Origin of the sequence: Pseudomonas syringae CC1557 (assembly GCF_000452705.1) — a bacterium.
GTDB lineage: Bacteria > Pseudomonadota > Gammaproteobacteria > Pseudomonadales > Pseudomonadaceae > Aquipseudomonas > Aquipseudomonas syringae_F.
Map to the genome: position 1 here is coordinate 5,466,157 of NZ_CP007014.1, position 16,210 is coordinate 5,482,366.

Annotated in this window: 10 protein-coding genes, 1 tRNA gene and 3 pseudogenes; 9 read left to right on the top strand and 5 right to left on the bottom strand. The window is 49.8% G+C overall.

Going from position 1 to position 16,210, the window contains the following annotated elements:
* Positions 1 to 124: 124 nt before the first annotated feature.
* Positions 125 to 201, top strand: a tRNA-Arg gene (locus tag N018_RS24085).
* A 764-nt stretch (positions 202 to 965) separates the two neighbouring features.
* Complete coding sequence (locus tag N018_RS24095; protein WP_025390930.1) at positions 966 to 1,568, top strand: hypothetical protein; 603 nt, start codon at positions 966 to 968, stop codon at positions 1,566 to 1,568.
* A 111-nt stretch (positions 1,569 to 1,679) separates the two neighbouring features.
* Here N018_RS24095 and N018_RS24100 read toward each other — a convergent pair.
* Positions 1,680 to 2,994: pseudogene (locus N018_RS24100) on the bottom strand (transposase).
* A 675-nt stretch (positions 2,995 to 3,669) separates the two neighbouring features.
* Between N018_RS24100 and N018_RS24105 the strand changes: the two are divergent.
* From N018_RS24105 to N018_RS24115, 4 genes are all read left to right on the top strand, one after another.
* Entirely contained in the window at positions 3,670 to 4,890 is a 1,221-nt protein-coding gene (locus N018_RS24105) for an SIR2 family protein (RefSeq protein ID WP_025390931.1), read from the top strand.
* Positions 4,890 to 6,761 (top strand): ATP-binding protein, encoded by a 1,872-nt coding sequence (locus N018_RS24110; protein ID WP_025390932.1) that lies wholly within the window; start codon positions 4,890 to 4,892, stop codon positions 6,759 to 6,761. The genes N018_RS24105 and N018_RS24110 overlap by 1 nt, the downstream gene beginning before the upstream one ends.
* 8 nt (positions 6,762 to 6,769) lie before the next feature.
* Positions 6,770 to 6,979 (top strand): KTSC domain-containing protein, encoded by a 210-nt coding sequence (locus N018_RS27015; protein WP_080274897.1) that lies wholly within the window; start codon positions 6,770 to 6,772, stop codon positions 6,977 to 6,979.
* A gap of 775 nt (positions 6,980 to 7,754) precedes the next feature.
* The gene (locus tag N018_RS24115) at positions 7,755 to 8,765 is read left to right on the top strand and encodes a GTP pyrophosphokinase (protein ID WP_025390933.1); all 1,011 of its coding nucleotides are present in this window, start codon (positions 7,755 to 7,757) and stop codon (positions 8,763 to 8,765) included.
* Positions 8,766 to 9,051: 286 nt separating this feature from the next.
* On the opposite strand, the pseudogene N018_RS24120 reads toward N018_RS24115, so the two are convergent.
* Positions 9,052 to 9,951: pseudogene (locus N018_RS24120) on the bottom strand (IS3 family transposase); the annotation flags it as partial.
* 74 nt (positions 9,952 to 10,025) lie between these two features.
* Here N018_RS24120 and N018_RS24125 point away from each other — a divergent pair.
* The gene (locus tag N018_RS24125) at positions 10,026 to 11,042 is read left to right on the top strand and encodes an IS110 family transposase (RefSeq protein WP_025390934.1); all 1,017 of its coding nucleotides are present in this window, start codon (positions 10,026 to 10,028) and stop codon (positions 11,040 to 11,042) included.
* Positions 11,043 to 11,311: 269 nt separating this feature from the next.
* Here N018_RS24125 and N018_RS24130 read toward each other — a convergent pair.
* Both N018_RS24130 and N018_RS24135 read right to left on the bottom strand, forming a co-directional pair.
* Positions 11,312 to 11,572 (bottom strand): annotated as a pseudogene (locus N018_RS24130) (transposase); the annotation flags it as partial.
* A gap of 331 nt (positions 11,573 to 11,903) precedes the next feature.
* The gene (locus N018_RS24135) at positions 11,904 to 12,281 is read right to left on the bottom strand and encodes a DUF6678 family protein (RefSeq protein ID WP_025390936.1); all 378 of its coding nucleotides are present in this window, start codon (positions 12,279 to 12,281) and stop codon (positions 11,904 to 11,906) included.
* Between the two features lie 1,030 nt (positions 12,282 to 13,311).
* Here N018_RS24135 and N018_RS24140 point away from each other — a divergent pair.
* Together N018_RS24140 and N018_RS28240 are read left to right on the top strand one after the other, a co-directional pair.
* Positions 13,312 to 14,670 carry an MFS transporter gene (locus N018_RS24140; RefSeq protein WP_025390937.1) on the top strand — a complete coding sequence of 453 codons (1,359 nt, stop codon included), beginning with the start codon at positions 13,312 to 13,314 and terminating at the stop codon, positions 14,668 to 14,670.
* 354 nt (positions 14,671 to 15,024) lie between these two features.
* Positions 15,025 to 15,177: a hypothetical protein gene (locus tag N018_RS28240; protein ID WP_229631203.1), complete on the top strand. Its 153-nt coding sequence runs from the start codon at positions 15,025 to 15,027 to the stop codon at positions 15,175 to 15,177.
* Between the two features lie 187 nt (positions 15,178 to 15,364).
* Here the strand turns inward: N018_RS28240 and N018_RS24150 are convergent, their stop codons facing one another.
* The gene (locus N018_RS24150) at positions 15,365 to 16,138 is read right to left on the bottom strand and encodes a glycosyltransferase family 2 protein (RefSeq protein ID WP_024645069.1); all 774 of its coding nucleotides are present in this window, start codon (positions 16,136 to 16,138) and stop codon (positions 15,365 to 15,367) included.
* Positions 16,139 to 16,210: the final 72 nt, after the last annotated feature.

Genomic DNA, 16,210 nt, shown 5'->3' on the forward strand with positions numbered 1-16,210 from the left:
AGTTTATGTAACGCGATGAGACGCGGACAGGCGTGGGCCAATGGGGGCGGCTAATCGTATTTGCGTCACGCACCGCCCGCAACTGGACGCCCCGTACCCATGTGAGTATCATGGCGCCCGCGCTGCACCAGTAGCTCAGCTGGATAGAGTACTGCCCTCCGAAGGCAGGGGTCGTGGGTTCGAATCCCGCCTGGTGCACCATATTGAAATCTGGACATGTCCTGAATAATGGACAGTCTACGAAGAACTCCGAAAGCCCGCCTTGTGCGGGCTTTGTTGTTTCTGGCTTTTGGTATTCCCGCAAAGCATCGGAATCTATCGCGGTCGACTTCGGTGTCGAACCAGTAATTATTCGTTTCACCAGTTGGTCTCGCAATCCAAGCGGCACTGACTGGCGCTGATTCATGATAAAAAGCAGGGCCGACGCCTTATTCAGTAACAGGTATCGGGCGATCTGAAGATCGATTGCATGGAGCAGCCATAGTGACCTACCCGAAGCGCCGCCCCTCTCCAAGGGCTCCCATCCCACGCACGTCTCTCCTCGACCGGATACCCAAGAGACGCCAGCCCTTCTATGCCGTGGTGCTCGCTGTATTCGGTTTGGTGGGAGCTTGCGGTATGAGTAGAGGACTCTACCTGGCGTTGGTGAGCGGGCAAATCGAAATGTTTACCGGACCCAAGGGACACCGCATCAAGGAGATCGTCCTTTACGAAATCGAACCTATGCGCTTTGGCTGGAACGTAGCTGGGGCGGTGTTCATGATTCTTGTTTTGGCCGGAACGGCAGTAGCGATGTTGCGCTGGCTGGCTAGAAGGGACGGATAGTGTGCTATGGCCCATTAACAGCCAGTGAGGAAAGTCAACTTTCGACCCAAAGGAGACTTTTATTCCCTGCGTCGCCTCTACAGACTACTCTTCGGTATATGAATTGCTAGATTTTTAATATGAATAGAGGGAGATGAGGGATGGAGGACGAGGTATTTAGTATTTGGACGTCTCACGAGGCATTCTATATTCAGTCGATGCTCTTCAATACGAACTCTGCCTTACAATCGTGCAGCATTGCAGAAGAGATCATCCAGAACATTTCAGTTGGGGAGATTGATCCGCAAGAGCAGAAGGACTTATTACTGGACTGCTTGCAGAACGTCGTCAACCAGTCTGGAGCTATATCGCGATACTTCTCCCCGTCGCGTGATGGTGTGAAGGGAACCGACAAGAAGACAACTCACAGAGATCGCGGACAGTATCTGTCAAGGGTCTTTGGTGTGAAGGACGACAGCCCACTGATGAATAGGGCGTTAAGAAATTCGATTGAGCACTTTGACGAGCGGCTTGATCTTTATATTCAAGAGGGGATAGTCGGATACATCTTTCCGAGCCTTATTCTTCCTGAGCCTCAAGACTCGGATTTACCCCATCACATCTTCAGGGCTTACTATTGGAAGGAAGGCATTTTTCAAGTGTTAGGTGAGCGATATGAGATCCAGCCAATTGTTGATGAGGTAGCCAGAGTTCATGATCTGTTGGTTAAATTTGACCGTAATGGCGGAGTCTTCCGCTCTTAAAAAGGGGCTTTACCAGACTGTGTGAAAACACATTGATGAAGGTACAAGCAAACGCCCCGACTTGTTCGGGGCGTTTTGTTTTGTATTGGCAGCATACGAAAAAATGACCGCTCAGCCCATCAAAGCCATCAGATAGCGCACACCGAGCACTTTAATCGCTCGTTTCAGGTTATAGGCATTCAGCGCCAAGGCCATTTCAGCTTTTGTCCCCTCCAGTTGTCGCAGCAAGAAACGGCCATTACCAAATAGCCATTGCTTGAGGTTGCCGAAGGGGTGCTCAACGATGGATCTTCGGTTGGCCATCATCTCAGGATGCGCCTGCATTCTTTGCTCCATCCGCTCGAAAGCCTCTTCATGGGCATGTCGTGAGACATAACGGCGCTGGGCTCGAGTGCATTGCGTTTTCAGCGCGCAGTTGGCGCAGTCATCGACCTCAGCCTGATAGATCCGATCACCTTTGTTGTGCTGTTTTAGCGTTAACCATTTGCCTGCCGGACACTGGAAACGATCGTGTCCGGCCTCATAGATAAAATCTTTTCGCTCAAAGACCTGCTCTTCCTGACTGCCAGGGTTTTTCGAACGATTGGGCGGTACATAGGCCGTAATCGAAGCATCCTCGCAGGCCTGAAACTGCTTGCCATTGGAGTAGCCGGCATCGGCAGTGACCGTCAGATCATCTTGCTGTAACTCTGCTTTGGCGGCCTTGGCCATCGGCTCCAGTTGCTTTCGGGCATCGCTTTCATGGGTATTGAACTGCTCGATGCCCATCGAACGCATCAGTGCCTGCCAACTCTGATTATCCTGTTGTCGAGCCTCAAGCTGTGCCAGGGCTGCTTTGATTGCGCTGCGATCAATTGAATCTGTGGTTTCAGCCTTGTCGGCCTCATCCAGCTCGGCCAGATACTGAGCGATGCGCTTATCCAGTTTTTTTTCCTGGCGCTTGAGCTGCTTCAAATTCACATGACGCTGTGAGGATGCGACCGCCTGAAACTTGCTGCCGTAGATGGCCACCAACTCACCGGCGATCAAGCCTGCCGTGCGACAAAATCGAACGAAACCACGGCAGGTCGCGATGAAGGTGGGTTTCTTGTTCTTGCGAAAATCGGCGATGGTCTTGAAGTCGGGCTTGAGCCGGTTGATCAGCCACATCACTTCGATGTTGCGCTGACACTCGGCTTCAAGACGTCGCGATGAGCGAATCCGCTGAAAATAGCCGTAGAGGTAGAGTTTTAGCTGATCGGCGGGATCATAAGCAGGGCGCCCCGTGCTTTTTGGAATCGCTTTATCGAAGCCCAGTTGCACCAGATCGAGCTTGGCAACGTACAGGTCAATGACACGAACGCGGTGATCCTCGGGGATCAACTCTTCCAGCGAGACCGGGAATAGGCTGGTCTGGCTGCGGGACATCACCTTGGATGTAGGCCATAACGAAAAATGCTCTGTATATTTCGATACGGAGCATTTTCTTTGAGCGCTGCGCAGATTGCTAGGTCTTCACACAGTCTGAGACGGGCCCTTTTTGGTGTAGACGCTTTACTGGAAATACACAGTATTTCTAGCCCATTGCATCAAGATAATGCTCCATAGGATGCGCGGCTCTCTACCTATCTAGTCACAGTCTGCTCTCGGCCAGAAGTAGTCAATGAGCATCGCCTGTCAACAGAACTACTAAACGAGTTGGTGATCGGTGACACACTGAGCATTGAGGTAATTGTTGACGAGATTTTTTTGAGGCCTGCCCGACGCCGTGTACCTACGCTAGGCGCTTTAATAAGCTGGCTTTGGCGAGGCGGCACGTGATCAGTTCAAAATATCAATGACAGCCGTGGCTTCGAAGGTGATTTCTTCAAACTTCAGGGAGTGTACCCTGCTTTAGACACCTCCCGAGTCGCCCATGCGTCAATCAGTTCGCGCGCTCGCGCATTGATGGCTGAGTTTATAGGCCGTTGTCGATTGCATCCAGCTATGAAAGCGCTTGTGTCTATTTTAGCTGCCTGCTACGTTTGGCCTAAGCAGGGAATCATCAGGCGGGAAGCCAACGTTACGCCCCCCTCTGAAAATGTGAGCAGCTAAAACACTAATGTCAGAGGAGAACGGCTACATGGAAGGCTTTCATGATCCTATTAGGCATTTAAAATATCTTCGACAATCTTTGTCACAAGATAATGAATCAATCGGCTTTTTTTTGTCTGCGGGATGTCCTCTCTCGGTAAGTATGCCAACAGATGAATGGCCATTAATTCCTGACGTAGCAAACCTTACAAAGTTTATTAACAGCCAGTTGGTGGAAGACGTTCAATATAAAATTCTTTTGGCTGAGCTGATTAAGGCAGAACGAAACTCTGAAAACATAGAAGATACACTAAGTTTCTTAAGAAGTCTCTTAACTGTATCCAAAGGCGGAGACGTTAGAGGTTTAAGTGAGGCTAATCTTTTAGACCTTGAGAAAAAAATCTGCAAGATTATTGTTAAAAAAATTGATGTATTACTTCCAAGCCAAGACACTCCATATCATCAGCTGTGTAAATGGATACGCTCTATAGACAGAAAAAACCCCGTCGAAATATTTACTACGAATTACGACTTGCTAATGGAACAGTCACTTGAGGATCTTGAAGTTGAGTATTTCGATGGGTTCGTGGGTGCCCGTAGATCGTTTTTTGACTTGCGAGCTCTAGAAGATAATCTAATACCCGTTCATTGGTCTAGACTTTGGAAAATTCACGGCTCAATCAACTGGTACAAGGAAGAAGTATCTGGCCAGAAGAAAGTCTATCGATCTTCGGAGATAAAGGAGGACGCATCCCACCTGATTTATCCTTCGCACTTGAAGTATGAAGAAAGCCGGAAGATGCCTTATCTTGCACTCATAGACCAACTAAATAGATTTATTCGTAAAAAGTCGTCATTGCTCATAATGTCAGGCTACTCATTTAATGATGGCCACTTAAATGACACCATAATAAACGCTCTAAAAGCAAACCCTACAGCGATGGTGCTGGCACTGATGTATGGAAATTTCGAAGATCAACTTCCTGACGGTTTAGCGAAAGAAAAGTACCCTGAAGCATATCGATTAGCAAAAAACCAGCACAATCTAAATATTTGGACATTCAATAAGGCCATTATTGGCACGAACCCAGGGCGGTGGTCCCTATTTCCTGAAAACGACGATACTGACCTAGATATCAGAGCATTCATTACTTCTACCAAGATTAATGACACATCAGGCAAGACAGAGAACATTATCAAACTTGGTGACTTTGCTGTATTTACGAGCTTTTTGAAAAGGATAATCGGCTCAGCATCAGGGGCAAATTAATGGCTAGCAAAGAAACCTACTTGGGCGATGTCCAAGATGTAAATGGGACGGCGGTTAGTATTTCATTATCCAAGCAGTCATTAACAGGCTTCATTTATATCGACGGCCAAGGATATAGGGTCGGACAGATTGGTAGTTTTGTAAGAATACCCATAGGTTTTTCTGATTTATTCGGAATTGTCAGTCAAGTAGGTGCAAGCGCTGTACCAGAAAATAAAAATATAATCGACGATCAAAGTAATAGATGGATGAGAATTCAGCTTGTCGGTGAGGGTCAACGAAATGGTTCATTTCAACGAGGTCTATCACAGTACCCCACCATTGGGGATGAGGTTCATTTAGTATCCGAAAAGGAACTAAAAACAATTTATGGCCGTCCAGATCGACCATACTTCGTTAAGTTAGGTCATATCTCAAACGCTGAATCTATACCGGCCCTGATTGACATTAATAAGCTTGTCACTCGTCACTCCGCCATCGTTGGTACGACAGGATCTGGTAAGTCCACAACGGTGGCAAGCATTATGAATGCGTTGTCCGACACTGAGAAATATCCTTCTTCGCGAATTATTATGCTCGACTTACATGGGGAGTATGGTTCTGCCCTTAAAGACAAGGCTGATATCTTCAAAATAAACTCATTTAAGCCGTCTAAACTCGCAGAAAGCGAGCTGCAAATTCCATTCTGGGCGTTAAATTTTGATGAGCTATGCGAAATTAGCTTCGGCGAGTTCAGCAACGAGAAAGAAAAAAACGTTGTTATGGAGCGAGTTCATAAACTTAAAGCCGAGTCGATTGCTAAATATCCAAGAACTGGCGCGTCCCTTGATTCGGTTAGTGTTGACTCCCCTATTCCTTTTAGTATTCACCATCTGTGGTACGACCTTTTCATTGAGACATTTGCAACTTACTACAAAGGCCGTACAGGAAAACCGATGGATAATCTTGCCTTTGAACTTGACCCAGCTGGCAATGAGCTAAGAGGAAATCCCGCTGCTGGGATACCTCCAATATTCAAGAATATCGTTACTGAGGCAAACGAGGAGAAAATCAACTATTTGCCAGGCTCATTGAACATCGGGAAAAATGTTTTGCTGCTCGGAACAAAACTTCGAATACCTAGGTATGACTTTATATTTCGTCCCGGCGATTGGATGCCGGAAGCAGACGGTTCAGTAGTGACTGATCTAGACAAATTACTTGAAAGCTGGATTGGCAGAAAATCGATATCTATCTTAGATTTATCTGGTGTCCCCCCAGATATATTGCAAACCACAATAGGGGCGGTACTAAGGATACTATATGAAGCTCTTTTTTGGGCAAGAAACCTATCTCAGGGAGGCAGACACCGTCCTTTATTAATTGTCATGGAGGAAGCGCATATATATCTCAATGACAGTTTCAAGGGCATGGCTTCTAAAATTGTACAACGAATAGTAAAAGAGGGGCGAAAATACGGTATAGGCGCAATGATCGTCAGCCAACGTCCGTCTGAAATAGACCCTACAATTCTCTCTCAGTGCGGTACTTTTTTTGCTCTTAGATTGACTAATTCGACAGATCGCGCGCACATCACCTCTGCACTTTCAGACAATCTAGACGGGTTGACTAGTATGCTGCCCATCTTAAGGACAGGGGAGGCGATTATCTTAGGCGAAGCGGTAAAGCTTCCTATGAGGACCTCTATTCTAGCTCCGCCGAAAAATCGACGACCAGATAGCCAAGATCCTATAGTTTACGATGAATTTCCTATCGATGAATCTCTTTCTCCCGGTGGATGGGGAATACAAATGGAGGGCAGTCCTAACTATGAAGAACTAGTAGAAACATGGCGAGCTCAGAACCCCCGTATTGATAAGATAAAACCTTAGGAGTAATTATGGAACGAAGCCCGGTATCATCTTCAAACGTAGAGTCTGTAGGCTATGACGAAGACAGTGAAACTTTAGAGGTGGAGTTTAAAAATGGTACGCTTTACCAATACTTCGATGTACCACAAAGTGCCTTCAATGGGTTGGTAAATGCCGACTCGGTTGGAGGTTATCTAGCCGAAAATATTAAAGGTGTGTATAGATATTCTCGCGTTTGAATAAGAATCAAAATGGAGTGGAGTTCTCGTCTGGCTATGTGAACAAGTACGGGGACATCCACTCTAACGATGAGCTTTAGCTACGCCCAAGCAAAAATACTCGTTTTTCGTCCTTGGACCCTCTGATTCAACGCTTCACGGCGGGCATTGAGCTTAGCGTCGCTGCGCCTAACATAAGCAATATGCGGGCGCTGTGAATCGCCCTTCATTTTGTACGCGGCGATTGCCTGCTTTTGGCCGATAGCTGCCGCTCACGATGAGCGTAATTGGCCACAAGAAGGTCTTCCTCCTAGTCAACCACCATGGGAGGCGAATTGGCCTGCGTCATGACTCGAGAGCGACTGATTACAAGGAAGTTTCTTTTAACTTATAGATCAATGAATTGCGGGTTTTTTTATTACGTACCTACGTCCTAGACGCTGTGAACTGCGTAAGATCTTGGGCCATTATTACGTGGTACAAAAGAGCGCTGAAAAAGAGGGAAAGCCCCGCCAAAGGGCTACGTTCGGCCAAAAGCCTATGGCTATGAGGGTTGGTGGGTTCACGTGATTCGCTAATGCCCCTTCTTTTCAGTTACTCACTGGGAGCTCTGCGAGCTATACTTTCTTCTGATCTTTGCACCACTGATCCACAATCAATAATAACTGCCGGTGAACTGGGCGTGTTAAGAACATCTATCCGAGAATAAAGCTATAGTGAAACTTGATCATGGTTTACTTCCAGATCCCTATTTACTTTAAACTACTTTTTTATTATTTTTCTAGGACGGTTAAAAATGACGGAAATTAACACGCCGGAACTGATTCAACAATATAGAGAAATAAAGCCAAAGCTTGAGCGGCTGAGGGTGAATCTTTTAGCAGCCTTGGAAGATATGATTGATCAAAAAAAAGTACCTATCTTTGCAATAGAGTCCAGAGTTAAGGACGAAGAATCTCTTCTCGAAAAAATCGTGAGAAAAGGACACGACACTAAGATTGAGAATATCGATGACCTTTGTGGCATTCGAGTGATCTGCTACTATCAAACTGATATAGATATAGTTTGCAGATTAATAGACGACGAGTTTCATATAGTCTCTAAACAAGATAAGCAGGACGAATTAGACGACAATAAGTTTGGCTACAGATCTTTTCATTATGTGGTGACGTTAAAGGATGATTGGCTAGCCCATCGTTCAGCCAGGGGCTTAGATGGACTCAGAGCAGAGATCCAGGTCAGAACTATGCTTATGCATACGTGGTCTGCCATCAGCCATAAATTGCTATACAAAAGAGTATCAGATGTTCCCTCGCAGCTGCGTCGAAAACTTAATCGTTTGAGCGCGTTGATTGAATTGGCGGATGAGCAGTTTGATGCTATCAAAGGCATGAAAATCGAATACAAAAATGATTTTTCTAGATTCAATCAAGACTTGAGTCACCTGAGTGAGCTGAATTCTGATAGTTTGCTTGCTTTGCGCGATAGATATTTTAGCGAACGAAACTACAATGATGACGATATTCCTAGTTTGTTAGAGGATATAAGGGGCGCTGGGTTTGATCTGAAAACCCTGGTTGAAAACATTGAATACACAAGTTCGGTATTGAATGAGATGGAAAGAGATGAGGCGGAAGGCGCATACGCTGAACTGCCTATGTGGGGTTTTTCAGGTGTTATCAGGACGATTTTAGATCTTACGAACGATAAGTACTTTCACGAGCGAGAACATACATTGCCAGATTATGTTCTAGCCTCTAGAAATAAATATAGACAGGTCTTAAACTTGGCGGACGCAGACAAATAATCCAGCAATGTGCTGAGCCATCCTTACGGCATTTAATATTTTACCGAGACATCGTAGTGGTCGCGGACTGAAACATCTTTACATATCAGGGCACCGTGACCGCCGGTTTGGGGCGATTACTGCCGATCGATACCTGTAGGCCACGTCGAGCGTAGCAGCGTTTTGACGTACCAATAACGGGACATTCGTTAAATGCCTCCCCACAGAAAAGCCCGCCTTGGCGCGCATGCTGGACGCCAGAGGGTGGGGGGGCTGACATACCACGGATAAGGCCGGTGTGTAGTGGTCAACTGATCCCGGACACGACATTAAGGTTTTTCTCGTACTGAGCGGGTGCCAGTCCATCATTGAACTGGTGTGGCCGAATCCAGTTATAACGATGCATAAGATAATGGCTTATATGCCGCTGAGCCTTTTGGGCCGTCATGTAGCCCACGGGCGGTATCTACTCAGTTTTCAAACTGCGGAATACACGTTCCATCGGCGAGTTGTCGTAGCAATTACCCCGACGACTCATGCTCTGGCGCATGCGGTATCGCCAAAGCCGCTGGCGAAACTGTCGGCTCCCATATTGGGAGCCCCTATCTGAGTGAAACAGCAGGCCTTGAGGCTTGCGGCGTTGCTCATAAGCCATGTCCAGCGCCTTGATCACCTGGTCCGTGTCCGGTTTGTTTGAAAACGCCCAGCCCACCACCCGACGCGCATAAAGATCCATAACCTCCGTCAGGTAATGCCATTTTCCTTGCGCCCAGATGTAGGTGATGTCGCCACACCAGACCTGATTGGGCGCGGGTACATTGAACTCTCGATTCAAGATGTTCGGAATGTCAGGTCGCTCCACTGTTGCTTTTTTATAAGCATGCGAGCCCGGTTGCTTGCTGATCAATCCCAGTTCCCGCATCAGGCCACGCACCTTGAACCGACCGATTTGCTCGCCATCTTCTTGCATCATCGACACGATACTGCGGCTGCCGGCAGCGCTTCGACTTTGCCTGAACAATTCAGTGACTCGGCTGAGTAAACGAACCCGCTCGGCGTCTGGAGCCCGACGCCGCTGGCAATGGTTGTAGTAGCACGAGCGAGGTGTCTCGAACACCTCGCACAGCAATTCGATCGGCTCATGGGCACCTAGCTGATCGATCAGCGCAAGCGCTCGTGTTCTTCCGACATCAAGAGCGCGGTAGCCTAATGAGATGGTCACCCCCACACCCTCAGAGGGCTAAGCTTTAGCAGGGTGCTTTATTTTCGGAGGACATCATCATGAGCGAGCCAGCGCTGATAGGTATTGATCTCGGTAAACATACATTCCATCTGCACGGCCAGGATAAGTCAGGCCGGGAGGTATTTCGCAAAAAATGTTCACGGGCGCAAATGATGCAATTTTTCGCCAGCTCGCAGAGCTGTGTCGTGGCAATGGAGGCCTGTGCTGGGTCGCACTGTGTTGCTCGTCAGTTGGCGGCAATTGGACACACGGCCAAGCTGATTTCCCCGCAGTTCGTTAAGCCCTTCGTCAAGGGCAACAAAAACGACTTTGTCGACGCTGAGGCGATTTGCGAAGCCGCTTCTCGTCCTTCGATGCGTTTCGTTACGCCCAAGACTGAATCCCAGCAAACCCTTTCTGTACTCCATCGGATGCGCGAATCGTTGGTGCGTGATCGCACCAGAACCGCTAATCAGATGCACGGTTTTCTATTGGAATTTGGCGTCAGCCTGCCCAGAGGTTTGGCCATCATGAAGCGTCTGGCGGTTGTTTTGGCTGAGCATGAACTTCCCGTTCGTCTGACGGTGCTGCTGCAGCGTTTGCACAATCACCTCATCTATCTGGATGAGCAAATCAAGGCAATGGATAAAGAGCTGGCATGCCAAGTGGCCGATGATGATCTGGGTAGCCGTTTGCTGAGCATTCCATGTGTAGGCCCGATCACCGCCAGCCTGCTAGCTGTGGAGATGGGAGATGGTAAGCAGTATCGATGCAGCCGGGACTTTGCCGCATCAGTGGGGTTGGTACCCAAGCAATACAGCACCGGCGGCAAGGCCAACTTACTGGGGATCAGTAAACGCGGCGACAAGCACCTTCGACAGTTGCTCGTGCAATGTTCCAGGGTCTACATGCAGAGACTCGATCACCAGAAAGGAGCCTTGGCCGACTGGGTTCGGTCATTGCTTAGTCGACGCCACTCCAATGTTGTGGCCTGTGCCTTGGCTAACAAGCTGGCGCGAATCGCTCGGGCGATAGCCGCGCACCATACGCAGTACGAAGCAGGGCCAGGCGCCTGAGCGCATGATTCGGCAGTTGTTGCTGTACCACGACTTACCTTTCAGGTTTTGCGATAGCTGAATAGTGGATGACGTAAACGGCCTATCGGCCTGACGAAGAACCTGTTTTAAAAATTGGCTCAGCAAGAAGCCGTTAGCCTTTTCAGGATCGTTAGGCGCGACTCTCATCATGGCGCGGGGTGAATCATCCAATAGACGCCGGATAGATTTAAGCAAGCCAACTACTTCGCCCATGAATCAGCATTGCAAAAAAGGGGGTGACCACAGATTTTTAAAATGGATTTCTCCCGCTCAAGACGAGCGATCCGCGCTTCCAGCTCCTGAATTTTCTGCTGCTCGGGCGTCAGGGCTTTGCTCTGAGGCGTTACGCCATTGCGCTCCTGCTGGAGCTGGCTCACCCAGCGACGCAGCGCAGACTCGACCACCCCTAGCGAGCGGGAGGCCTCAATGTGGCTATAGCCCTGATCGAGCACGAGGGCTGCGGCCTCACGTTTGAATTCAGCAGAGAATGTACGGCGTTGTTTGGTCATCAGACACCTCTATCTGGCGATATTCTCGCCTAAATGAGTGTTCGGAATCATTAGACCACTACATTACACCGCGTTTGAAGGGTCTGGCCCCCGCCCCCCTATGAAGTGAGCCCCATCAGCGAATGGAATCCGGCATAAGTCGGGGGACCCTGAGGACTTCCGTTGCATACGGGGTAGGAAACCCGCGCATCGTCAGTAGCCGACGTTTCCTCAGCTTAGTGAACTGGTGAACTAGGTGAACTCACCCAAACGGATGGTGAACCGAGGTCCATTCCTTCAGCCTCGGATCTGTATGCGTCCGGCAATGCCAGCTATACGAAAACTCATGAGCTCAGTCCCATAAAGGCTGCATGCCAGGTCTGGTATAACCCCAAACACGTGGCACTCCATCCTCTAGAGAAAAGGGCAGATTGTGCTTTCTTAGCATAGAGAGTAGCCAATCGAAGGAATCCGCTCTGAGTTCGATCCACTCAATTTCTGCCACCGGATGGATGTGGTAATGCCATTCTCCATCCCATTCTGTGCAGTAATCGCTTGGAGCTAAAGTGCTATGCAATCTGAACTCTGGCTTCATGTGCGGGGCATCAATCATTGCGTTGATCAGCTCAGCCCATCTGGTGTTGTTCATTACAGGAAAAATGGCACCGGTAGTCAGCAGCCGCCGAATTTTCGCTTTTGTAATCTCTTCGGGTTCAGGCAGTTGATGCATAAAATTCGCGCAATGGTGTGAAGTGCTCAGTTTAACCCAACACACCTTGGAGTGATTAAACGAGCACCTATCCATACGGTCATCACGGATAAAAGCGAGCGGCTAAGCGGCAATCTGATCCTAGCGGACGATAAAAGCATATTTTTACTTGTCGGAACAAAGGTCATTAAGCTGGATGGCAGTTCGGGCCGGTGATCCAGCAAACGGAGCTGACCGTCAAACAGCCACCTGATGAGCCCAAAAAGTAGACCGCGAGCACGACCAGTAGCCGGGACCTTGTATGCCCACGTGTATGCCTACGAAAACCGAAGACTGGTAGACCCAAAGAATCCGGCTTACAGCCTCCAGTTCAAACGACGCCTGGATATTGAAATATGGACATGTCCTGAATAATGGACAGTCTACGAAGAACTCCGAAAGCCGGCCTTGTGCGGGCTTCGTTGTTTCTGGCTTTTGGTGCTGGATGAGATCGTTATGTGCGCTCCGCACGTCATCGGCGAGAAGATGCTCGCCCGATGGCACCGCCAGCACCGCTGCTCAGGTGAGCACAGTGCATATGATCACAGGGCGAAGCCGGGTATTAGTTTGGACCTACCAGGCATAATCGGTGCATTCCGTTTTGACTCCGAGTTATCGGATGCTAATCAACGATCATGGCTAGGAAAAGAGTAATCATTCGGAAAAAGTTGTATTTATTTTCATACACAATTCGAAACACCTCATCCCCCTGAATCCGAACCTCTCAGACAATACAACCGGGCACGTTGTCGCACCCTAAAAAATGGCTTGCGGTTGTGATGAATCGTTTCATCTGGCATAAAAGGCTGGCTTCGGGCTCTAAAATCTAGAAAAACATAGATGAATGGGTCGACGATAGCTGCTCCAATGTCTGACCCCGCGCGTCAAATAATCAAGCCAGTTTTGCTCGCTGCCCGAAGCGGATGCCTGTGCTATCCAGTCTGCCTTTCAACCTCATCGAGGCCATTCATACGGCGCGCCCAAACGTCGTGCATCAAAAAGGACCGGAAAATTGAGCAATCAATCCACTCCGAACACTCCACTCGTTAGATTCTGCGAAAAAGTTGGTATTCCCTATCCCATGTTCTGGGGTTTTGTCGGCCTGTTGATCTTCATGATCGGCGATGGCGTAGAACTCGGATACCTCTCGCCCTTCCTCAGTGAACGCGGCATGCCCGGCGACGAGATCGCCATGATCTTCACCATTTACGGCGTCACGGTAGGTATTTCATCGTGGCTCGCCGGCGCGCTCTCCAATATCTGGGGCCCGAAACGGGTGATGTTCCTGGGATTGATGATCTGGAGCGTGTTCGAAGTGCTCTTCCTGGTCTACGGCCTGCAGGAATTGAGCTACTCCATGATTCTGCTGACCTATGGTTTGCGCGGTTTCGGTTATCCGCTCTTCGCCTATGGTTTCCTGGTCTGGATCGCGGCTTCCACGCCGTCCCGCAAGATGGGCATGGCCGTGGGCTGGTTCTGGGTGGCTTACGCCGCGGGCCTGCCAATGCTGGGCTCGCTGGTGGCGAGCATCGCTATTCCGCTGATCGGCGCAATGCAGACCTTCTGGCTGTCCTTCGCCCTGGTGGTCATCGGTGGTGTGATTGGTCTGGTCGGGATGCGCGAAGCTCATGGCATGCGGCGACTGGCACCGGAAGGCGAGCGTCCGCTGGTGTCGATGGCCAAGAACATCACCATCATGTGGACCCGTCCTAAAGTGTCGTTGGCCGGTATCGTCCGCATCATCAACACCTCGTCGATGTTTGGCTTTCTGGTGGTCATGCCAGGGTTCTTCATGGACACCGTCGGCTTCACTCTGGAAGAATGGCTGCGCCTGCTGACCATCGTTTTTGTGTTCAACATCATCGGCAACCTGGGCTCCAGCGTCATCAGCACCAAGATCGGTTATCGCAACACGATCCTGTGGTTTGGCGCAGTGGGTAGCACGATCAGCACGCCGCTGTTCTTCTTCATGCCGCAGGCGTTTCCAAACGACTTCCTGATCGCCTCGATCTTCGGCGCCTTCTACGGCCTGACCCTGGCGTGCTTCGTGCCGCTATCGGCGTTGGCCCCTGCTTTGGCACCGAACAACAAAGCGGCTGCCTTGTCGGTGTTGAGCCTGGGTGCAGGCGCGTCGACGTGGGTTGGCCCGGCTGTTGTTGCGATCTTCAATGAAAGTTACGGCATTGAAGGCGTGGTCTGGGCGTTCTGCGGGTTGTACGCACTGAGTGCTGTACTGACCGCATTCCTGAAAGATCCGGAGCCGGTGCACGACCCGATTCTGATCAAGATCAAGCGTCGGATCAAAGTGTTCGCGCCGCGTCTGGATTATCGTTGGGCTCACGCGGAGGATCCGAAGCAAGGGCAAAGCTGATTTAGCGCCCCAAGCTGTGTAGGAAAGAGCCGCCGCAGACTGCACACGCACTCTGCGGCGGTTTCGTTTTATTTCAGTGATTCACGCTTGGGCACACTATTGAAATCTAGATGTGTCTTGGACAGCGGACAGTCTACGAAGAACTTCGGAAACCCGCATGTCCTAGCCCTGAAAGTCGTTTTTGCCACAAATCCCACACTCTCAAGCGTGCCGGGAATGGTCGAAATGGCAACAATCAGGGATCGCGGCCCAGCCGTTACCTAAGGACAGTAGGAAACGCAGATCCCTAGTAAGGGCTATCCAGCCCAGCGCAAAACCTTCGAAACCAAATCCGATGCCCAAGCCTGGACACGCATGATCGAAAGCGAAATCGACCGAGGCATCTTTGTCTCTCAAGTCGAGGCTGAACGCACCGCCTTTCATCAACTCATTGATCGCTACATCTCCGAGATTGCTCCGAAGCAAAAAGGCGCGTATTCGGAAATAAAACACCTGGAAGCGCTATAGCGTCATCCGCTGGCGGCAAGCATCGTTGCCACCCTCACCTCTTCAGATTTCGCCCGCTACCGTGACGAGCGCCTGAAGATCCGCAAGGGCAATAGGGTGAAGCGTGAGCTGGCTTTGTTGCAGTGCGTGATCGAAGTCGCTCGCCGCGAGTGGGGAATTCACCTTGCGGAGAATCCGGTCAGGATGGTCAGCCAACATTACTGAATGCCCAACCTATGATTACCCCGACAACCATTACCACGAGCAATTTAATGCGATCACGAAGCTTACGCCGCTGCTTGTTAACGCGTTCCTGAGGGAGCTCGACGTGGTTGGAGAAGCCGGTGTGCAAGACCGCGTCGTTTTCCAGAATCAACGCGTAACGGTTTTGCTCTGCATAAATGCCCGCCAGCTTCTTTTCGCCGCTGTGTGCGGCATAGGGGGCATGTTCTTTATAGTCAGCCAGGCGCCGCAGGCCAGGATTGAATGAAAAACCCTGCCACTCGGGCTTGTGCGAGCCCAGCTTGTAGAAGGCGATGCCCTGCACCACCTCCCGGGCATTGAGGTACAGGTAAGGGCTGTGTACCCGAAGATCATGGTTGTAGCTGCGCAGCCAGACTTGCAAAGCCTGAGGGTCGTTTTCCAGCAGAGTCATTGACTCTTCGACGAAGCCTGGGCGGTAGAAATCCCAGTCGTCCTCGCAGTGGAATACCCAGGATGTCTGGATCAGCGCATAAGCGGCATCCACTGAACGCATCTGCCCCAATTTGGGGTTGTTGATGATGAAGCGGGTGAACGGGCGCCAGTGCTCGGGGATGCAAGCTTCAACCTGGGCATCCCCGGAGTCTTCGGTAATCAGCACGGCGCGAATCGGTGCAGAGTTGAACTGGTCAAACGTTTCAAGCGTGCGCTTCAACAGGTCGAACCGTCCGCAACTGGTGACCACCAGCGTTATATCGCTACTTTCGCTGAACTGCATCATGTGTACTCAATAATTGAAATTTCAAAGGCGATTACAGCCCCAACCGAGAGATCACGCGGCCTAGCCAGCTCA